This window comes from Orrella daihaiensis (assembly GCF_022811525.1).
Lineage (GTDB): Bacteria > Pseudomonadota > Gammaproteobacteria > Burkholderiales > Burkholderiaceae_B > Algicoccus > Algicoccus daihaiensis.
This window is the reverse complement of record NZ_CP063982.1, coordinates 627497-648097: the sequence shown is the minus strand read 5'-3', so window position 1 is coordinate 648097 and position 20601 is coordinate 627497. Positions and strand designations below refer to the sequence as shown.

Annotated in this window: 20 protein-coding genes and 1 pseudogene; 16 read left to right on the top strand and 5 right to left on the bottom strand. The window is 53.7% G+C overall.

Annotation, left to right across the window (positions count from 1 at the left end; all coding sequences use genetic code 11):
* The first annotated feature begins 15 nt into the window (after positions 1-15).
* The 6 genes from DHf2319_RS03105 to DHf2319_RS03080 are packed head-to-tail and all read left to right on the top strand — an operon-like array spanning position 16 to position 7051.
* Positions 16-2397, top strand: coding sequence for a xanthine dehydrogenase family protein molybdopterin-binding subunit (locus DHf2319_RS03105; protein WP_243479338.1), 2382 nt, complete (start codon positions 16-18; stop codon positions 2395-2397).
* A 13-nt stretch (positions 2398-2410) separates the two neighbouring features.
* Positions 2411-3211: an FAD binding domain-containing protein gene (locus DHf2319_RS03100; protein WP_243479337.1), complete on the top strand. Its 801-nt coding sequence runs from the start codon at positions 2411-2413 to the stop codon at positions 3209-3211.
* Positions 3212-4111: an AAA family ATPase gene (locus tag DHf2319_RS03095; protein ID WP_243479336.1), complete on the top strand. Its 900-nt coding sequence runs from the start codon at positions 3212-3214 to the stop codon at positions 4109-4111.
* A gap of 18 nt (positions 4112-4129) precedes the next feature.
* Positions 4130-5314, top strand: coding sequence for a vWA domain-containing protein (locus DHf2319_RS03090; protein ID WP_243479335.1), 1185 nt, complete (start codon positions 4130-4132; stop codon positions 5312-5314).
* Positions 5315-5335: 21 nt separating this feature from the next.
* Positions 5336-5962 carry an SRPBCC family protein gene (locus DHf2319_RS03085; RefSeq protein WP_243479334.1) on the top strand — a complete coding sequence of 209 codons (627 nt, stop codon included), beginning with the start codon at positions 5336-5338 and terminating at the stop codon, positions 5960-5962.
* A 60-nt stretch (positions 5963-6022) separates the two neighbouring features.
* Positions 6023-7051: an XdhC family protein gene (locus DHf2319_RS03080; RefSeq protein ID WP_243479333.1), complete on the top strand. Its 1029-nt coding sequence runs from the start codon at positions 6023-6025 to the stop codon at positions 7049-7051.
* A gap of 9 nt (positions 7052-7060) precedes the next feature.
* Here the strand turns inward: DHf2319_RS03080 and DHf2319_RS03075 are convergent, their stop codons facing one another.
* Positions 7061-8488 (bottom strand): MFS transporter, encoded by a 1428-nt coding sequence (locus DHf2319_RS03075; protein ID WP_243479332.1) that lies wholly within the window; start codon positions 8486-8488, stop codon positions 7061-7063.
* Between the two features lie 62 nt (positions 8489-8550).
* Positions 8551-9177, bottom strand: a complete 627-nt coding sequence (locus DHf2319_RS03070) for a glutathione S-transferase (RefSeq protein ID WP_243479331.1) — start codon at positions 9175-9177, stop codon at positions 8551-8553.
* A gap of 331 nt (positions 9178-9508) precedes the next feature.
* Between DHf2319_RS03070 and DHf2319_RS03065 the strand changes: the two genes are divergently transcribed.
* From DHf2319_RS03065 to DHf2319_RS03055, 3 genes are all read left to right on the top strand, one after another.
* Positions 9509-10519, top strand: a complete 1011-nt coding sequence (locus DHf2319_RS03065; protein ID WP_243479330.1) for a glycine betaine ABC transporter substrate-binding protein — start codon at positions 9509-9511, stop codon at positions 10517-10519.
* Positions 10520-10614: 95 nt separating this feature from the next.
* Positions 10615-11499, top strand: a complete 885-nt coding sequence (locus DHf2319_RS03060; RefSeq protein ID WP_243479329.1) for an ABC transporter permease — start codon at positions 10615-10617, stop codon at positions 11497-11499.
* Entirely contained in the window at positions 11499-12557 is a 1059-nt protein-coding gene (locus DHf2319_RS03055; protein ID WP_243479328.1) for a quaternary amine ABC transporter ATP-binding protein, read from the top strand. Before DHf2319_RS03060 ends, DHf2319_RS03055 begins: the two co-directional genes overlap by 1 nt.
* Positions 12558-12585: 28 nt before the next feature.
* Here the strand turns inward: DHf2319_RS03055 and DHf2319_RS03050 are convergent, their stop codons facing one another.
* Positions 12586-13398, bottom strand: coding sequence for a glutathione S-transferase family protein (locus tag DHf2319_RS03050; RefSeq protein WP_243479327.1), 813 nt, complete (start codon positions 13396-13398; stop codon positions 12586-12588).
* Between the two features lie 35 nt (positions 13399-13433).
* Between DHf2319_RS03050 and DHf2319_RS03045 the strand changes: the two genes are divergently transcribed.
* The gene (locus DHf2319_RS03045) at positions 13434-14771 is read left to right on the top strand and encodes a ferredoxin reductase family protein (RefSeq protein ID WP_243479326.1); all 1338 of its coding nucleotides are present in this window, start codon (positions 13434-13436) and stop codon (positions 14769-14771) included.
* A 15-nt stretch (positions 14772-14786) separates the two neighbouring features.
* Here DHf2319_RS03045 and DHf2319_RS13050 read toward each other — a convergent pair whose 3' ends face one another.
* Positions 14787-14921, bottom strand: a complete 135-nt coding sequence (locus DHf2319_RS13050; RefSeq protein WP_256462182.1) for a hypothetical protein — start codon at positions 14919-14921, stop codon at positions 14787-14789.
* On the opposite strand from DHf2319_RS13050, the gene pqqA reads away from it, so the two are divergent.
* The 6 genes and pseudogenes from pqqA to DHf2319_RS03015 all read left to right on the top strand — a co-directional run bounded on the left by pqqA (position 14890) and on the right by DHf2319_RS03015 (position 19466).
* Positions 14890-14964: a pyrroloquinoline quinone precursor peptide PqqA gene (pqqA, locus tag DHf2319_RS13095; RefSeq protein ID WP_305802188.1), complete on the top strand. Its 75-nt coding sequence runs from the start codon at positions 14890-14892 to the stop codon at positions 14962-14964. The two genes, DHf2319_RS13050 and pqqA, sit on opposite strands and share 32 nt — an antisense overlap.
* 4 nt (positions 14965-14968) lie before the next feature.
* On the top strand, positions 14969-15910 hold the full coding sequence (pqqB, locus tag DHf2319_RS03035) for a pyrroloquinoline quinone biosynthesis protein PqqB (protein WP_243479325.1): 942 nt from the start codon (positions 14969-14971) through the stop codon (positions 15908-15910).
* A gap of 2 nt (positions 15911-15912) precedes the next feature.
* Positions 15913-16659, top strand: coding sequence for a pyrroloquinoline-quinone synthase PqqC (gene pqqC / locus DHf2319_RS03030; protein ID WP_243479324.1), 747 nt, complete (start codon positions 15913-15915; stop codon positions 16657-16659).
* Positions 16659-16925: pseudogene (gene pqqD, locus DHf2319_RS03025) on the top strand (pyrroloquinoline quinone biosynthesis peptide chaperone PqqD). Before pqqC ends, pqqD begins: the two are co-directional and overlap by 1 nt.
* Complete coding sequence (pqqE, locus tag DHf2319_RS03020; protein ID WP_243479323.1) at positions 16909-18042, top strand: pyrroloquinoline quinone biosynthesis protein PqqE; 1134 nt, start codon at positions 16909-16911, stop codon at positions 18040-18042. The pseudogene pqqD and the gene pqqE overlap by 17 nt, the downstream one beginning before the upstream one ends.
* Positions 18043-18182: 140 nt before the next feature.
* Positions 18183-19466 (top strand): O-acetylhomoserine aminocarboxypropyltransferase/cysteine synthase family protein, encoded by a 1284-nt coding sequence (locus DHf2319_RS03015; protein ID WP_243479322.1) that lies wholly within the window; start codon positions 18183-18185, stop codon positions 19464-19466.
* Here DHf2319_RS03015 and DHf2319_RS03010 read toward each other — a convergent pair.
* Positions 19463-20533: a tartrate dehydrogenase gene (locus DHf2319_RS03010; RefSeq protein ID WP_243479321.1), complete on the bottom strand. Its 1071-nt coding sequence runs from the start codon at positions 20531-20533 to the stop codon at positions 19463-19465. The two genes, DHf2319_RS03015 and DHf2319_RS03010, sit on opposite strands and share 4 nt — an antisense overlap.
* Positions 20534-20601 lie beyond the last annotated feature (68 nt).

The following is a 20601-nucleotide window of genomic DNA, read 5'->3' as shown; positions in this document are numbered from 1 at the left end:
AAAAGGAGAACAGACATGGGATCAAATGATTTCGCAAGCCTGCCCTACATTGGCGAGGCAGTGCTGCGCAAGGAAGACGAGCGTTTCCTGACGGGCGCAGGTCAGTACACTGATGATATTCAAATCAATAACATGGTGCATGCGTACTTTGTACGCTCACCGCATGCACACGCCATCATCAAGTCAATTGACAAGAGAGCGGCGCTTGCTGCCCCTGGTGTAGTTGCTGTGTACGATGGCCAGGATGTGGCTGCAGATAACGTAAATGGGTTGCCCTGCGGTTGGTTGATCACCAGCACCAACGGCGAACCGATGAAAGAGCCGCCCCATCCGATTCTTTGCCAGGGCAAAGCCCGTTACGTGGGTGACCACGTGGCCATGGTGATTGCTGAGACACTTGAACAGGCTCGCAATGCTGCCGAGTTGGTCGATGTGGATTACGAGGTCTTACCTGCCATCGCTGATATCCGCGATGCAGGCAAGAATGGTGCACCAACCATTCACGACGAAGCACCCAATAATCATTGCTACAAATGGGCAATCGGTGAGAAAGAATCTGTAGATAAAGCGTTTGAACAAGCAGCACATATCACCAAGATCGATCTGGTCAACAATCGTTTGGTGCCTAACGCCATGGAGCCTCGTGCAGCAATTGGCTGCTACAACCGCGCATCTGACGAATACACACTGTACGTAGCCAATCAGAACCCACACGTTGAACGCCTGTTGCTGACCGCCTTTGTGATGGGCCTGCCTGAACACAAGGTTCGTGTCGTTGCACCCGATGTGGGCGGCGGTTTCGGCTCAAAGATTTATCTTTATGCGGAAGACGTTTGTGTTACATGGGCCGCCAAGAAGTTAAACAAAACGGTGAAATGGACTGCAGATCGCACCGAGGCATTTCTATCTGACGCGCATGGCCGTGATCACGTCACCCATGCTGAGATGGCCATGGACAAGGATGGCAAGTTCCTGGCTTTCCGGGTGCACACCGATGCCAACATGGGCGCTTATCTATCGACATTCTCGACCTGTATCCCCACCATCCTCTACGCTACCTTGTTGGCCGGTCAGTACACCACGCCACAGATTTATGTAGAGGTTGACGCTTGGTTCACCAATACTGCCCCGGTTGACGCCTACCGGGGTGCGGGCCGTCCTGAAGCCACGTATCTGCTTGAGCGCATCGTGTCTCGTGCTGGCTGGGAGCTTGGCTTAAGCCAGGACGAAATCCGCCGTCGCAACTTCATTGGCGAATTCCCTTATCAAACGCCTGTGGCTCTGCAATACGACACGGGCGACTTTCACCAATGTCTGAACAAAGCCATGGAGTTGGCCGATGTCGCTGGCTTTGATGCGCGCCGTAAAGAAAGCGAAGCCAAGGGGCTCTTGCGTGGCATTGGCTACTCAAGCTACATCGAAGCTTGCGGTCTGGCGCCAAGTAACATCGCCGGTGCCTTGGGTGCTCGTGCCGGTTTGTTTGAGTGCGGCGAAGTCAGGGTGCATCCAACCGGCAGCGTGACCGTCTTTACCGGCTCGCACAGTCACGGACAAGGCCACGAGACCACGTTTGCGCAAGTGGTTGCTGCTCGCCTGGGCATCCCGGTTGAGAACGTTGATATCGTTCACGGTGACACTGGCCGCGTGCCGTTTGGCATGGGCACCTATGGGTCACGTTCCATATCGGTTGGTGGCTCGGCCATCATGCGCGCGATCGACAAAATTGAAGCGAAAGCCAAGAAGATTGCGGCTCACCTGATGGAAGCCAGTGACACCGATGTCGAGTTCGCTAACGGCGAATTCACGGTCAAGGGTACCGACAAGAAAGTACCATTTGCTCAAGTCGCATTAAGCGCTTACGTTCCTCACAACTATCCGCTAGAGACACTTGAGCCGGGGTTAAACGAAACCGCATTCTATGACCCAACCAACTTTACCTTCCCAGCAGGCACCTACATCTGCGAAGTGGAAATCAATCCGAAGACTGGCGAAACCCGAGTTGATCGCTTCACGGCCATGGATGATTTCGGTACGATCATCAACCCGATGATTGTTGAAGGGCAGGTACATGGCGGCCTGGCACAAGGTATTGGTCAGGCACTGATGGAGAACTGTGTTTACGACCGTGAGACAGCTCAGCTGTTGACTGGCTCGTTCATGGACTACACCATGCCACGCGCAGATGACTTACCTGACTTCAAGATTGGGCACGTTTGCACCCCCTGCACGACCAATCCGTTGGGTACCAAGGGCTGTGGCGAAGCCGGTGCCATCGGATCGCCACCAGCAGTGATCAACGCTGTTCTTGATGCCTTGGCACCTTTAGGCGTCAAAGATCTGGATATGCCCGCTACACCACACCGCGTGTGGCAAGCAATTCAACACGCCAAGGCTTAAGGAGGAGCACACCATGTATAACTTTGAATTCAAGCGTGCAGAATCCTTGGAGCAAGCTGCCCAAATGCTTAGCGCTGGCGGACAGTTGCTTGCTGGTGGTCAGACCATGTTGGCTTCAATGAAACAGCGTCTGATGCAGCCTGAGACGCTAGTGGATTTAGGTGGTCTGTCTCAGCTTGCCGGAATTTGTGAGGACAAGGGTGCCATCGTGATCGGTGCCATGACTCGCCACCAAGCGGTCGCCACTGACCCACTGGTCAACAGTAAGATCCCGGGACTTGCCAAACTGGCTGGCGGCATCGGTGACAAGCAAGTTCGCGCCATGGGCACAATTGGCGGTTCTGTTGCCAACAACGACCCTTCGGCTTGCTACCCGAGTGCCGTACTTGGCTTAGGCGCTTCGGTCAAGACCAACAAACGCGAAATCGCTGCCGATGATTTCTTTCAGGGGCTGTATGCCACAGCGCTTGAGCCCGATGAGATGATTACAGCGATCAGCTTTCCAGTGCCAGAAATGGCGGCTTACGCCAAGTTCAAGCAACCAGCCTCGCGCTATGCCTTGGTTGGTGTCTTTGTCGCTAAAACTGCCCAAGGAGTTCGAGTCGCCATCACAGGTGCCGGTAATGGCGTATTCCGCCACGCTGGTCTGGAAGCCGCATTAAACGCGAACTTCTCAGCCGATGCTGTCGAGGGCGTGTCTATTGATGCTTCGGACCTGAGCGGTGACCTGCATGCAAGCCCCGAGTATCGGGCTGATCTCATCAAGATCCAAACTCAACGCGCCGTGAACCAAGCGCTTGGCAAGGAGGGCTGATTGGGCGAGCAACACCAGCCTGACAGCGTTGATACTTGGGTTAACAGCCTGCAGTCGGTCGGATACTTTCCCGACCGCAGGCTGGTGACCGCTGTTCATCTGGCCACACGCCTAGGCCGTCCGCTGCTACTGGAGGGTGACCCCGGCGTTGGTAAAACAGAACTTGCCAAAGCGCTAGCTACTATTACTGGACGCAACCTGATACGGTTACAGTGTTATGACGGTCTTGAGCAGCGTGATGCGCTCTATGAATGGAACTACGCGGCTCAACTGATTCACTTAAAGGCTGCGCAAGAGACTAGGACGCCTGAAGAAATCGAGCGCGAGGTTTATCAGGCGCACTACCTCATCAAGCGCCCCCTGCTACAGGCCTTGCAAACACCAGGTGCCGGCGCAGTACTCTTGATAGATGAAGTCGACCGGGCTGACGAACCGTTTGAAGCGTTTTTGTTGGAGTACTTGGGCGAGTATCAAGTCAGCATCCCTGAGCTTGGCACCATCAAGGCACAAACCCCACCACTGACGATACTGACTAGCAACCGTACGCGAGACTTGAATGATGCTATCAAGCGACGGTGCCTATACCACTGGGTTGATTACCCTGATCGCGATCGAGAGCTCGCGATCATCGCCGAGCAAGTACCTGGCATCGGTCAAAAGCTGAGCGAGCAGGTAGCAGACTTTGTACAGAGGCTGCGCGATAAGCCCTTTGCTGACGCCTTCAGTCGAGCACCCGGCATTGCCGAGAGCGTTGAATGGGCTAAAGCACTGGTAGCCCTTGAGACCCTGCAACTAGATCCCGAAGTCGTTGAAAACACCGCTGGCGTGCTCTTTAAGCAGCGTGACGATGTCGCCGCACTCGAGCCCATGCTGCAAGAACTGCTCGCCACCGAGTCCTAAGGATCTCAAGGTGGCATCATGGTTCTAGGCGACGCGCGGGCTGGCAAGCTAGCCGATAATCTCACCGGGTTTGGCCGCATGCTCAGAAGAGCCGGCTTGCCAGTTGACACTGCGCGCATCAGCCTCGCCCAGCAAGCTTTAGGCATGATCGATGTGGGACGGAAGTCTGACGTCGAGGCGGCGCTGCGAGCCGTGCTTGTCAGCCGACAAGAAGACCAGCATGTGTTTGCTGATTTGTTTGAAGCTTATTTCCGTAATCCGGAAATCGCCAAACAGCTAATGGCGCAATTGCTGCCACAGGCGAAAGCTGAGAACAATCCACCTGCGCGCAGCGCCCGCGCACAAGAAGCGTTGCAAGCACCGCCCAAGCCACAGCAGCAAACAAACCCACCCAAAGAAGAGAAGATCGAGCTCGATGCCGCCATGAGTGCCAGCGATCGCGCGCGACTGCGCCACGCGGACTTTAACCAGCTCAGTGCCAGCGAGTTCAAGCTGATCGAACGGCTGGTGCGTGAAATCCCGCTTCGCCTGCCCACGGTGGGCACACGGCGTCGGCAGTTTGGCAGCCACGGCGATCAACTGCACTGGCGTCGGTTACTGCAATCCGCTGCCAAACACGATGGTGATTTCCTGTCCTTGCCCATGAGCAAACGACGTCAAGCCACATTGCCAGTGCTGGTGCTCGTGGACGTCTCAGGTTCCATGGAGCGCTATGCCAGACTCATGCTGGCTTTCTTGCATCAGGCGCTCTATCACCAGCAGCGCCATGTGTATGCGTTTGGCACGCAGCTAACCGACCTGAACCCGGCGTTTGCCGAGCGCGATACCGATGTCATGCTGGCCATGGCAAATGATGCCATCGCCGACTTTGGCGGGGGCACACAACTAGGCGCTGCGTTAAAGAAAATTCGTGAAGATCACCGCAATGACATCGTTGGCAACCGCACCTTGGTGCTGCTCATCACCGATGGCTTGGACACGGGGGATCACGATAGCTTGGCGTACGAGCTTGACTGGCTAACCCGTCAAGCGAGGGCAACCGTGTGGCTGAATCCCTTGTTGCGGTACGATGGCTATCAACCATTGGCCGGTGGCGCCCAAGTGCTGGATCGCTACGTGAACAAAATGCTTGCCATCCACAACCTCGAACACCTGAGCACCCTGGCCATCGCACTGGCCAAGCTTATGAAACAGATACGTTAAAGACTCGACTCGGAGAAGACAATGCAAATGCAAGGAAGCCGCCAACTCTCGGCCACCGCCCAACAAGCTTGGGAAGCCCTGAATGATCCTGAGGTTTTGAAGCAGTGCGTACCGGGTTGCCAAAAGTTCGAACTCGAATCCGAGAATGTGTACCACACTGCAGCAGCCATCAAAATTGGACCCGTATCAGCCAAATTCACTGGCAAAGTCGAACTATCGGACATTCAACCGCCTAAATCCTATACGCTGAAGTTCGAGGCGCAAGGCGGTGTGGCCGGCCATGGTAAAGGCGTTTCGCACGTCGAGCTTGTAGAAAACGACCAAGGTGTTGAGCTCAAGTACACCGTTGAATCGCAAATTGGTGGCAAGCTCGCACAACTAGGACAGCGCTTGATCGATGGGGCCGCGAAGTCTATGGCTGATGATTTCTTTAAGCGCTTTGAAAAAGCACTTTCAGAAAAAACAGGCCACAGTCCAAGTGATGAAACATCCACCCATGAGGAAGCTGCTAGTGAATCCACAGCGTCAACCGCCGGCGCCAGTGGCACTGCTTCGGCAAGCTCCAATGCGGGGGTACCTCGCTGGTTATGGATCGCAGTGGCTGCCGCTGTCGCCGTGGTTATCGCTGTTATGAGCTCAGGCTCATAAAGACCATTTAGTCGGTATGTCAGCATCACCAGCACCAACCCAAACTCTCGAATAGTCATCATGCAAAACCAGGACCTGATCGTATTAAAGCGCCTGAAAGAATGGCGCGATGCCTACCAGCGTGCCGTGCTGGTTACCGTCATGCGCACCTGGGGCTCCTCCCCTCGCCCAATTGGCTCGATCATGGCGATGTGCGAAACCGGTGCAGTGGTAGGCTCAGTATCCGGTGGTTGTATTGAGGACGATCTGATACGCGAGTTCACCCAACCGGCCGAAGGTCAGGATAAACCGGGCATGGCTATGGCAGGCAAGCCTAAACGCATGCGTTATGGCATTACAGCCGATGAGGCGCATCGATTTGGTCTGCCATGTGGCGGCACACTTGAACTCTTGCTCGAATTTAATCCTGATGCTCAACTATTAACTGAACTGATCGAGCGGCTAGAACGCGGTGACTTGGTGCGTCGCGTTACTGACATGCGCACTGGCGCTGTGACTCTGGAGCCCACGGAGACTGCCGATAGTTTGCGCGTCAATGAGGAAATGCTCGTTAATACGTTTGGGCCGTCATATCGGATGCTGCTGATCGGTGCCGGACAGCTCGGTGAGTACATCGCCACCATGGCAATTTTTAACGGCTTTACGGTGACCGTCTGTGACCCGCGCGAAGAATACGCATCAGGCTGGACTACGACTGGTGTTAATCGCATGAGCGAGTGGCCTGACGATGCAGTCAAGATCTTTAAACCTGATCGCCGCACCTGCGTGCTGGCATTGACGCACGACCCCAAGCTAGATGATCTCGCCCTTCTGGAAGCACTTGAAACAGAGGCCTTTTATGTTGGTGCCATTGGTTCGCGCAGCAACAACGCTGCACGTCGCAAGCGCATGATTGAACATTTTGGGCAGACCGAAGAGTCATTGGCTCGTTTGCGCGGTCCGATCGGCATCTATATTGGCAGCAAGACGCCGGCCGAGATTTCTGTGAGCGTCATGGCTGAAGTATTGGCCGTTAAAAACGGCGTGCCTTTGCCGCGCGACATGGATGTAGCGCACGCCAAATCGGCACAAGAAAAGGCTAACCCGTAGTTTAGGACATCAAGATGCTCGTTCAACCGCCTGTCGGATGCGTTCGATCGTCTCTTGCATAGGTGCTTTGCTTGAGACCTCAAGCCCAAACTCGCGCGCAATCTCGTTGATAATGCGCGCATTGGAGGGGGTACCGCCTCGGTCTACAGCTTGCAACAACTCCCGAGCCCGTCGCAGGTGATCCTGTTGGCCCGTGTTGCTCGATTCGCGCACTGATAACACGGCAATCAGTGCAAGCACTGTCGCTACGATAATCATGTAAGCAGGACTGAAGTCATCATGCGTGCGATTGACCAGCCACGTGGCCACCATGGGACTCAAACCACCGGCCACACCTAGCGTGACGTTGTAGGCCAGGCCTGTGCCCGTGCAGCGAACCGCCGGGGGAATTACCTTTACCATGAACGCAGGTTGAGCACCCAGATACAAACCAGCGAACAACGAGAACCCCAATTGGCCCACGTACACCATCGCCAGGCTGTGGTGATGCATCAACCACAGCAACGGCCACGCCAAGCAAGCTAGCAGCGCCGCAGCCAGGGCCATGACGCGCTTGCCACCGACTCGGTCCGATAGCCAACCGCCAAACAGCATGACTGGTAGCAATGCCATTAGGCTGACCGTGTTGATTTCTAAAGCCGTCTCAGCCGGTATACCATCCACGGTTTCAAGCCAGCTAACCAAGTAGACAAAGGCAAGATAAAACACCACGGCATTAATCATGGCTATACCGGCGACTCGAGCCATGACCCCACGATGATGCTTGAGTGCCTCTTTCAGTGGGCTACGGTTTCTGGCTTCATGTGGGAAGCTGGGCGTGGAGCGCTCACGACGCAGATACAAGCCTGCTAAGCCTAACAGGAGACCCACGAGAAACGGCACGCGCCAGCCCCAATCTGTCAATTGCGCCTCAGTCAACGAGGCAGCCAACACTGCACCAAAACCAGAGCCAAGCAGCATGCCACCAACAGCCCCCATGGCAGCTAGCGCCCCAACCGTTCCATGATGCTTCGGATTGGCGCGCTCGACCATATAGACAATCGATGTCGTAAATTCCCCGCCGACTGACAGCCCTTGAATCATCCGCAACAGCAGCAGCAGAATGGGAGCAGCCAGACCCAATGTGGCGTAGCCCGGCAAAAGACCGATCAGAAACGTTGGCACGGCCATGGCGATAACGGAAATCAACATGGCCGTGTGGCGGCCATATTTGTCACCAATATGTCCCAATAATATCCCGCCAATGGGCCGCATCAAGAAACCCACGGCAAACACACCAAAGGCCGCAATGACCTGAGCAACGGGGTCTTCCGCGGGGAAAAATATCTTGCCGATGGTGACCGCAAAAAATCCATAGACCGCAAAATCGAACCATTCAAGCAGGTTACCTGCCACACCGGCCAACAACATGCGTTTATTGTTTTTAGGTTGGTTCATGCTTTGATCCTAGGTGTCTATGCGTTGGTTTAGACATAGCTTGATCTTTAATGAGGTCATGGTCAGATGTGAGTGACATTCTTTTGCATGATAGCCGTGAACAGATCAGATTGAACCCAGTGGGTTAACCAGTTTCTGACTGCCTCGGGTGAATGCGCGCTAAACCAATCGGGCTCCACACCGGCAAACTGACGCACAAATGGAAATATCGCTATATCCTGCAACACAGGCTTTTCGCCGCCGATAAAGTGTTGTTGGGCCAGCACAGCAGACAGCGGATCAATCAATGCTTGCATGGCAGATTCTCGTGCGCTCACCGGATCTTTCTCGGGAAAGCGTGAAGCGTATTTGTATTGATCAAGGGCTTGTTTAAACGGCCCATCGGTCTGAGACAACAGATACTGCGCCTGCTCATCGCTTAGTCCATCGAACCATCGTTGTGGATCATTCTGTTGCAAAGCCCAGTGCATGATGTCTAGACTTTCATCAATAACCTCATCTGTGCTTAGGCAAAGCACAGGCACTGTGCCCTTAGGGGATACCCTAAGCATGTGCTCGGGCTTGTCGCGCAAATGAATGTCAATAATTTTGCAATGAATGCCCGCAACCTTAAGCGCCATGCGGGCTCGCATGGCATAAGGACAACGCCGATATGAATATAGCAGTGGCCAGTCGAACTCGTTGTGCATGACGTGCGTTTCGTAATATGCAAAAAGTCATAGGGTCAATTTGTCAGATGATAATGAAGTTGGTTAGACTAAAAAAGTTGTAAACAGCTTAAGTGCCGTATCTGTTCGCAGATACATCTAGCTTCAGTTACTGAAGCGTCAATATGCCCCACATTGTTGGGGTGTCAAATGCTCTTCGAGCAACCGTGGTCCCACTTGGGACATACCAGCGTCACTTGTGGCGCATCACCGGACAAGTTGTGCAATGCGGTATTGCGCGCAACACCTTTCAGGTTCATTGGGCCTGATCGTGTCCACAAGCCATTCTGGTTTGAACAACGGAGAAGAACAGATGAAATTTGTAAAACCCTCTTACATTGCAGCGATGACCATTGCGATTAGTGCACTCGGCACTGGCGTGGCACAGGCTGAATGTGGCAACGTTACCATTGCCGAAATGAACTGGGCCAGCGCACAAGCTGCCGCCCGTGTTGACGAATTTATTTTGAAGCACGGTTATGGCTGTGACGCCGAATCCGTGCCGGGAGACACGGTTCCCACTGCGACATCGATGACAGAAAAAGGCCGGCCAGACATTGCCCCTGAGATGTGGATGAATACGGTCAAGGAGCAAATTGACCGCGCTGTTGGCGAGGATCGCTTGGTCATTGTCGGTGATGTGTTGCAAGACGCCGCTGCCAATGCAGGTGAAGGCTGGTGGATTCCACGCTACATGCTCGAGAAAACTCCTGAGCTAGCCACCATTGAGGGCGTCAAAAAGCATCCCGAGCTCTTCAAAGATCCAGAAGACCCGAGCAAAGGCCGTGTGGTTGGATGCCCGGCTGGCTGGGCTTGCCAGATCATCACGGACAACCTCTTCAAAGCCTTTGATATGGAAAGCGCAGGGTTTAACCTCGTTGATCCAGGTTCAGGCGCAGCACTGGCTGGTGCTATCAAGAAAGCCTATAACCGCGGTGAAGGCGTGCTAGCCTACTACTGGGCACCGACTTCTTTGCTGTCTGAACTCGACATGGTTCGTGTGGAACTCGCCCCCTACAACGCCGCTGAGTTTGAGTCGTGCATTGGCGTTGCCAACTGCCCGGACCCCAAGCCCAATGGCTTTGCAATCACTGAGATCAAGACGATTGCATCTACCGAGTTTGCCAACAGCAACCCAGGTCCCATGGCTTACCTCAAAGCCCGCATCTGGACCCCAGAGGATTTCGGCAAAGTGCTGACCTACATGGAAGCCGAACAGGCTGACGGCCAAGCCGCCGCCGAGTGGTTCTTAAAGAACAACGAAGCATCGTGGTCCAAGTGGGTCCCAGCTGACGTCGCTGCCAAAGTCAAGGCAGCACTGTAATTCCGCTGGCTGCCACTGGCAGCACCAGTGGGTCCACCCTCACCAGAGGGTGGACCTGCCGCCCTAGATTCCCAAAATAAACGAGGCGAGCAGACATGATCTGGTCTAACGAATTTCCGCAAATAGCCGATGCGACGTTGCGAGCACTGTCAAAGACGATCGATGCTGGTTATCTGTCTTTCTCGCGTGCCTATGGCGCAAGCATCGAGGCATTTTTTGAGCCACTGCTGTATTTTCTGATCTGGTTTGAGCAACTGTTGCTCGGGTCACCTTGGTGGCTTGTGATTGCTGCCACCGCTGGCGTGGGTTACTTGGCCTCGCGCAGCATGAAGCTAGTCATTGGCATTGTGATCGCGCTAGGACTCATCGGCCTATTTGGCATGTGGGAAAATACCATGCGCACCATGGCCATGATTCTGGTGTGCACACTACTGTCGATCGTGATTGGCATTCCGATCGGGATCTTCATGTCGCGCTCAAACCGCGGCCAGAAAATGATCCTGCCTGTGCTTGATGTCATGCAGACGATGCCAAGTTTCGTCTACCTGATTCCCGTGGTGATGCTTTTGGGCATTGGTCGTGTGCCAGGTTTGATCGCCGTGGTGATTTATGCCATTCCGCCTGTCATTCGATTAACCAACTTAGGTATCCGCCTAGTTGACAAAGAGGCGCTTGAAGCAGCCGATGCGTTTGGTGCAAGCCGCTTTCAAAAGCTCATGCGCGTACAACTGCCGTTGGCACTGCCTAACATCATGGCTGGCATCAACCAGACCATCATGATGGCCTTGGCCATGGTGGTGATTGCCTCCATGATTGGTGTTCGCGGCTTGGGCCAACCTGTGCTGCAAGCGGTGACCAACCAGTACTTCGCTTTGGGCCTCTTTAACGGCATTGCGGTGGTGGTGCTTGCGATTATTTTTGATCGAGTCACGCAAAGCTTTGGCTTGCGCCTGCAGAAACATCGGGAGGGCACACGCTAATGAGTGCTGACACCATCATTTCGATCAAGAACCTTTACAAGGTTTTCGGCAAAAACCCCAAGGGCGCGATGAAGCTCGTTCATGAGGGCATGGGCAAAGATGAGCTGCTGGAAAAAACCGGTCACGTGATTGGGCTTAATAACGTCAACCTTGACATGGAGCGTCATCGGATTCAGGTGGTCATGGGCTTGTCCGGTTCGGGTAAGTCCACGCTGATTCGCCACCTGAACCGGCTGATTGACCCAACCGAAGGACAAATCCTGGTCGATGGCCAAGACGTCTTGCAACTTGACACCGAGGCATTGCGAAACCTGCGACGCCATAAAATTTCCATGGTGTTCCAGAAGTTTGCCCTGTTTCCCCATCGCACGATCATGGAGAACGTGGGCTATGGCCTAGAGAACCAGGGCGCAGACAAAAACAAGATCAAGGAGACGGCCGAGCGCTGGATCAACCGGGTGGGTTTGTCTGGGTTTGAGACCCACTACCCGGGTCAGCTGTCTGGCGGCATGCAACAGCGCGTGGGCTTGGCCCGGGCGCTAGCCACTGACGCCGAGATCCTGCTCATGGACGAGGCGTTTTCTGCGCTTGACCCATTGATCCGTACCGAGATGCAGGATATTTTGCTCGACCTGCAAAACGAACTGGAAAAAACCATTGTCTTCATCACGCACGACCTAGATGAAGCACTGCGGATCGGCGACACGATTGCGATTTTGCGTGACGGTGAAATTGTCCAGAATGACGACCCACAAAACATCCTGATGAAACCAGCTGACAGCTATGTGGCCAACTTCATGAAGGACATCAACCGGGCGCGAGTACTGCGGGTCAGAGCCATCATGAAGCCGCTTGAGCCTGACGATCAAGGGCCGCTTGTCAAAGGCAGCACCACGATTGAAGAGGCCTTGCAGATATTTGCAGAAACCGAGGGTGACAGACTCATCATCACCGATCGCAAAGGCAACAAGGTTGGACACTTGACTGTAGAGGACCTGATTCGAGGCATGCGCCGGCCCACGACTGAGGAAATCGAGGCCGATCCAGAGATCGCTTAACTATCGGGCAGCCACGTGCCATCAATTCCTAGCGATGCGTCAGTAATCGCCAAGGATGAAACTTTACCCAGACATCAGCATCGACAAATGCCTGTGTCTGGGTTTTTTGTTGGAACCAAGCTGAGAGCTCCGGCGGCACCACGCTTTCGTTATTCAGGCCCACCGAATTGAGTCTGGCTAAAAACACTAGCAAGACCACGTCTGCACGGCTTGGGAGTTTGCCAAACAGCCATGGTCCCTGTGGACTGTCTGGATACGTATTGATCAGTTGTTTGGCAAGCTCGATTTGTTTGGCCTGACGTGCCGCCAATGGCTCAGCAAAGTAGGCAAGCCGCTGCCGGTTTAACTCAAGTTTTTGCTGGATTGCTACTGCGGCATCCTGGTTTGCTTGGTTCAATTGTTGTTCTAGCTCACGACAGGCTTTGCGAAGCAGCACGGGAAACATGATTCTGACTGGCGGCAGTTTCTGCATGATTGCATTAAATGTCAGTCGCTCTACTGCAAATTGATAATGCAAATCCACTAACTGCTGCACGTGTGTACGTCCAGCTTCGCTAGCATCTGTTTCAAACCATGTTGCGGGAAACCGGTTGACCAAGTACTGCAGGATCAGATCACTGCTGCCGAGTACCTGGCCATCGTGCACAAGTGTGGGCACTGTCATCGCCGGATTGATGGCGGCATACCACGGCTGCAGTTGCTCGCGCTTTTTATGAATGTCCATCATGTGGCTTTCAAATGGCTGGCCAGACAGCGTCAACGCATACCTCGCAATCATCGAATAGTAGGAAGATGCAGCGTGGTAGAGAAGTAGATTAAGAACTGGGTTAGGATTTGTCATTGTTCTTTTCAATTTTTAAATAACGCAGGAATGTCGTGAACCGTATCCGTATCGCTTGGCTGATTGTCTTTTCACTGCTGTCTATCGTCTACTGGATAAGCCTTGCCCCGATTGAATTAACCTTCGAGCCGTGGGCACTGCGCAAGTCGCTGCTGTACTACAGCGGCATTATTGCCATCGGGATGATGTCTGTTGGCATGATACTGGCAATGCGGCTGCAATCAATCGAATCGCTCTTGGGCGGACTCGACAAACACTATCGGCTGCACAAGTGGCTAGGCATATCGGCTGTGATCGCAGCCGTGGTCCATTGGTTGGTCAAGCTTGAACCCAAGTGGCTCGCCAAACACGGGTTTGTGCCACCCGACACCTTCAAGACGCCTGAGGGTGTGGTGGGATTTTTTGATCGGGCAGACCCGTTTTCAGCAATCCGTGGCTTTGCCAAAGACTTGGGTGAGTGGACCATCTATGCGCTCATCGTGCTGGCCCTCTTTGCCCTTTGGCGCAAGCTGCCTTACCGGCAGTTTTTTAAGACTCACCGCCTGATGGCCATTATCTATCTGTTGCTAGCATTTCACAGCGTGGTTTTGTTCAGCAAGCTTGGCTGGCAAAGCCCCATTGGCTGGCTCATGGTAGCACTGCTGGCAGCTGGCGTCATTGGTGCCATCGTCTCATTGATCGGCAAGACTGGCTATCGACATCAGCATGAGGCAACGCTAACCCGAGTGCAGGAACATGTTCAAGACAACATGATTGAAGTTCATGCAAAAGTCGATGCCAGCTGGCCAGGACATGAGCCTGGCCAATTCGCGTTTTTAATGTTTAGCCATCAGGAAGGCGCCCACCCGTTCAGCATTTCATCAGCTTGGGATTCTGAGAGCCGTGACATCAGTTTCCACATCAAGCGCCTAGGCGACTTCACCAAGACCCTCCCTACAAATCTCACCCTCGGGCAGGTAGTTGGCGTGCAAGGACCCTACGGTCGCTTTGAGTTCGAGCCACAGAATGCGGACCAAATCTGGATTGCCGGTGGCGTGGGCCTGACGCCATTTCTGGCACGCCTGCAATCCTTGCCAGAGGTCAGCCAGCCAAATTTGATTCATTTTTACTTGTGCGTGCGCGATGAGCACACCGAAGTGGTTGATCAGATCAACGCGCTTTGCCAAGCCAAGGGCGTGCAATTCACCACCGTTGTCTCGGACAAACATAAGCCTCTGACCGGAGCGCGCATTCGGCAGGAGAACCCCCACTGGCAAAAATGCCATGTCTGGTTCTGTGGGCCAACCGGGCTTGGAGCGTCCGTTCGTGAAGATCTGAAACATCACGGCCTGGCTGGCAAACAATTCCACCAGGAACTCTTCGAGATGCGATAGCCTGCCGTCACCGCATCAAAACCGGAAACCTGGCGGGAATTTGCTTGCATCTTGCCAATATTGCAGTACTTTATCAACTAGCTCACCATCGAGCACCAACCCAACCTGGAAATTGACCATGACCTGGACCACTCCCTCGTTCGTTGACATGCGTTTCGGTTTCGAAATCACCATGTACATTGCCAATCGCTAATGCTATGCAGCAGACACGACTACTTGTTGTCGGGTCTGCTGCCGGTGGCGGCTTTCCACAGTGGAACTGCAACTGCACAAACTGTCAGGCAGTTCGTCAAGGGGATGCTCGCTACCAGCCCCGTACCCAATCGTCGATTGCCTGGTCACGAGATGGACTGCAGTGGCTTTTGTTGAACGCCTCGCCAGACATCCTGACGCAACTACAGCGATGTGCTCAGTTACAACCTAAGACCGGCAAGCGCGACACCGGCATTGCTGGCGTCATGCTCATGGACGCACAAATCGACCATGTCACCGGACTGGTGATGCTGCGAGAAAACGCCAGTGCCCTCCCGGTGCATGCCACAGCCGAGGTCTTTGCAGACCTAAGCGACGGCTTGCCGCTAACCAAATTGCTGTCGCACTACTGTGGCATAGAGCAACATCTCATTGAACCTGATGCGACAGGACTTGCCTATCAATCCATCACATGGTCCTGGCTGCCAGATGCACATGCGCGAGTGATACCACTTCACAGCAAGCCGCCGCCCTACTCACCGTGGCGCAATAACCCCCGCCCGGGTGACAACGTAGGCGTGACACTGATTAATGAGGTCACAGGCAAGCGACTCTTTTACGCGCCCGGCCTTGGCCAGCTGGATGAGGATGTATTTGCATGTTTGCAAAACGCTGACGTCGTGCTCGTTGACGGCACCTTCTGGACCGATGATGAGATGATCGCGCAGGGCCTGGGCAAAAAAACGGCACAACAAATGGGCCACCTTCCACAATCGGGTGCTGGGGGCATGATCGAGATTTTGTCGAGCTTGCCGGCATCCACCCGCAAGATTCTCATTCACATCAACAACAGCAACCCCATCCTGTGCGAGGATAGCTCCGAGCGTCAGATATTGACAGACGCCGGTATCGAGGTCGCATACGATGGTATGGAAATCTGGTTTTAAAGATGTCGACAAATACTGGTCAATCGCAACACCAACGTATCACCACCGCATTAAGCCGCGCCGAGTTTGAGTCCGCGCTGCGGGCCAAAGGAACGTCATATCACATCCACCACCCCTTCAATGTCCGACTGAATACCGGGCAATGCGCGCCTGCTGAAGTTCGTACTTGGATCGCCAACCGGTTCTACTACCAGGCATGCATTCCTCGCAAGGATGCCGCGGTCATGGCGAACATGCCTGATCGTGCCGAGCGCCGATTATGGATTTTGCGGATACTTGATCATGATGGCCATGGTGACTATGAAGGTGACGATGCGGGTGGGATTGAGTCGTGGATTCGCTTAGGCGAAGCGGCTGGACTGTCGCGCGATACACTCACCAGTCTTGAACTGGTCGTGCCCGGTGTGAAGTTCGCCTGTGATGCCTATGTGAACTTTGCCCGTCAAGTGCCATGGCAAGAAGCTGTATGCTCGTCTTTGACAGAAATGTTCGCACCGCAAATTCACAAGGACCGGCTTGCGAGCTGGCCTGAGCACTATCCCTGGATCGATCCGGCCGGACTGTCCTATTTCCGTTCACGGATACCGTTAGCCTCGCGCGATGTCGACCATGGCTTGCGCGTCACGCTTGACTACTTTAAAACCGCCGAGCAACAACAACGCGCGCTAGATATCTTGCAGTTCAAACTCGATATCCTATGGTGCATGCTCGACGCCATCGAATTGGCCTGTGCCGAGGCGAATCGATAATGGCAACTGATCAGGACTGGTTACCCCGAATTGCACCTGGCATGCGCCTGCAGTTTGAAGAAGCCCAGGACAGCTAGGTGTTGCTCTATCCCGAAGGCATGGTGCAACTAAACCCATCAGCAGCTGAAATACTCAAACGCTGTGATGGTTCAAAGACTGTTGCGGCTATTACGGCTGAACTTGAAGCTTTGTTTAACACCAGCGGCATCGAGCCTGAAGTTCAGCAACTGATTGAAGAGGCCAAACGTCGTGGCTGGCTCATTTGAAACCACCTCAAACGCAACTGCCATCAAGCCACCCTTTTGGGTGTTGGCCGAATTGACCTATCGCTGCCCGCTGCATTGTGTGTTCTGTTCCAACCCAGTCAATCTCGATACCATCACAACAGAACTCGACACGCAAACGTGGAAAGATATGTTGGCGCAGGCACGTGAGCTTGGTGCCGTTCAGCTTGGGTTTTCTGGCGGAGAGCCGTTGCAGCGCGATGACCTCGAAGAGCTTGTCGCCTATGCCCACGAGCTTGGCTTCTATACCAACCTGATCACCTCGGGCGTTGGGTTAATCGAGTCGCGCGCCAAAGCCCTAAAAACTGCAGGCTTGGATCACGTGCAACTGTCGTTTCAAGACTCGACCGCTGAGTTGAACGATTTCTTGAGTCACACCCGCACGTTTGAGTTAAAGCAGCGCGTGGCGAAATTGATTAAAAGCCAGGGCTGGCCTATGGTGATGAACGTGGTCTTGCATCGCCACAACCTTGCACATGTGGGCAAGATCATTGAAATGGCGCTTGATCTCGATGCACAGTATCTGGAGCTTGCCAACACACAGTACTATGGCTGGGCCTGGAAAAACCGCCTGGCTCTCATGCCAAGCAAAGACCAGCTCTTGCATGCTGAAACCGTGGTCAATGACTACCGCAAACGGATCGGCGATCGTTGTCAGATTATTTTTGTGGTGCCAGACTATTTTGAAGACCGCCCCAAAGCTTGTATGAATGGCTGGGGCAACGTGTTTCTAGCGATCGCCCCCGATGGCCTGGCCATGCCCTGCCATGCCGCGCGTGAATTGCCTGGATTAAATTTGCCCAACGTGCAAACAAGCAGTGTTCATGAAATCTGGTACGAATCACAAGCTTTCAATGCCTATCGGGGCGAAGCCTGGATGGCTGAGCCATGCCGCAGTTGCGATGAACGACACAAAGACTTCGGTGGGTGTCGCTGTCAGGCCTGGCTTTTGACGGGACAAGCCAACCAAGCCGACCCAGTATGCAGCAAAAGCCCTTATCACGAGCGTGTTGTCCATCTCATCAACCGACCATGCCCATCAAGTAACGAACAGCCGCTGGTTTTCCGGCAAAACACCGGACTGTCTGATCGCGAATAGATCTGGGACCTAGCAATATCCCTGCATGGGTGCATGTATCGCTGTTCAACGCTCATGCTTATGAGTTAATGTTCTTAAGCTATTTCATAAACCCTGGTTATTTAGGTAAAGTAGCCAGGTCCATAACAACGAGGTGACAGATGAAGCTCGAAACCATTGCCGTTCATGGCGGTTATTCGCCAGACCCCACCACCAAAGCAGTTGCGGTGCCAATCTATCAGACCGTAGCCTATGCATTTGATAGTGCCCAGCACGGTGCTGACCTGTTTGACCTGAAGGTTCAGGGCAACATTTACACCCGAATCATGAACCCAACCAACGATGCGCTTGAGCAGCGCGTGGCGGCTCTTGAAGGGGGCATCGCAGGCTTGGCAGTGTCATCAGGCATGTCGGCAATCAGTTATGCGATTCAAACGATTGCTGAGGCGGGAGACAACTTCGTGTCAGCCAGCACCCTATATGGTGGCACCTACAACCTGTTTGCCCACACCATGCCGCAACAAGGCATTGAGGTCCGATTTGCCGATCCGCGTGACCCAGCAAGCTTTGCTAAACATATTGATGCCAAGACCAAAGCTATCTATTGCGAATCCATTGGTAACCCGCTTGGTAATGTCACGGACATCGCTGCATTGGCCAAAGTCGCACACGACCATGGCGTACCACTGATTGTGGACAACACCGTACCAAGCCCCTACCTTCTGCGCCCCATCGAACATGGCGCTGACATTGTGGTGCATTCGCTCACTAAGTACATGGGCGGTCACGGCACAACGGTCGCGGGGATCATCGTCGATAGTGGCAAGTTTCCCTGGGCTGAGCACAAAGAACGCTTTAAGCGCTTAAACGAACCGGATGTCAGTTATCACGGGGTGGTCTACACGGAAGCATTGGGCCCCGCCGCTTTTATTGGTCGAGCTCGAGTTGTCCCGCTTCGTAACACAGGCGCAGCACTGTCACCTTTCAATTCATTTCTGATTCTTCAGGGTATTGAAACCTTGGCGCTGCGCATGGACCGTACATGCGAGAATGCCATGGCAATTGCACAGTACCTAAAAAATCATCCCAAGGTCGCATCAGTGCAGTACGCAGGCTTGCCTGACCACCCGGACCACGCCATTGTTCAGCGCCAAATGAATGGCAAGGCTTCAGGCATTCTGTCGTTTGACCTCAAAACCACCGATGGCAAAGCCCGTGAAGCAGGTGCTCGTTTCCTGGACGGGCTCAAGCTCTTTACCCGTCTGGTCAACATTGGCGATGCAAAATCCCTGGCCACGCATCCGGCTTCGACCACGCACCGCCAGCTCAATCCAGAGGAACTCGCCAAGGCAGGTGTATCCGAAGGTATGGTACGTCTATCGATTGGCATTGAGCACATAGATGATCTAAAAGCAGATCTGGCACAAGCGCTCGATCAGGTCTAGACGTCTAAGGCTCTGAGTACAGCGGCCGTCACCGCTTCGGTGGTGGCCGCTCCACCAAGATCTCTGGTGTGATTAGACCGATCGGCTGTCACTGCTTCAATCGCGGCCATCAGTCGATCGGCCATTTCTTGTTCACCGAGATGCTCAAGCATCATGACTGCTGACCAAAAGGTGCCAATCGGATTAGCCAAACCTTTACCCATGATGTCAAATGCCGAACCGTGAATCGGCTCAAACATGGATGGGTATCGTCGTTCGGGGTCGAGGTTCCCTGTCGGGGCGATACCAAGGCTGCCTGCTAGGGCTGCTGCCAAATCACTCAAAATATCCGCATGTAAATTCGATGCAACCAGGGTGTCGATTGATCTAGGCTTATTGACCATCCGGGCAGTAGCCGCATCTACCAACTCTTTGTCCCAGGTCACATCCGGGAAGTCTTTCGCCACTTCATTGGCAATCTCATCCCACATCACCATGGCATGACGTTGGGCGTTGGATTTAGTCACTACGGTTAATTGTTTGCGCGGCCGCGAACGTGCCAACTCGAACGCATATCGCAAGATCCGTGTCACACCGGCGCGTGTCATCATACTGACATCCGTGGCCACCTCAATGGGATGTCCTTGATGCACACGACCACCAACTCCGGCGTATTCACCCTCCGTGTTCTCTCGCACAATCACCCAGTCCAGATCCTCGGGTCCACAACGTTTAAGCGGTGCATCAATGCCTCGCAGGATTCTGGTAGGCCTGACATTGGCATACTGATCCAGACCCTGGCAGATCTTTAAGCGCAACCCCCAAAGCGTAATGTGATCGGGAATGTCCGGATCGCCAGCCGAGCCAAACAAAATCGCATCAAATGACTTTAAGGTTTGCACTCCACTGTCAGGCATCATGACACCATGTTTGCGGTAGTAGTCACCTCCCCAATCAAATGATTCAAACTCGAATTGGGCTCTGCGCGTTTTTTGAGCTAACGCTTGTAAAACACACTGTCCTTGAGGAATGACCTCTTTGCCAATACCATCACCAGGAATCATGGCAATGCGATAGGTTTTTGTCATACAAAAGCTCTCAATTAATTCATTCGAATCACTATAGCAGTCGGCATTCACTGTACTAAGATTACAAC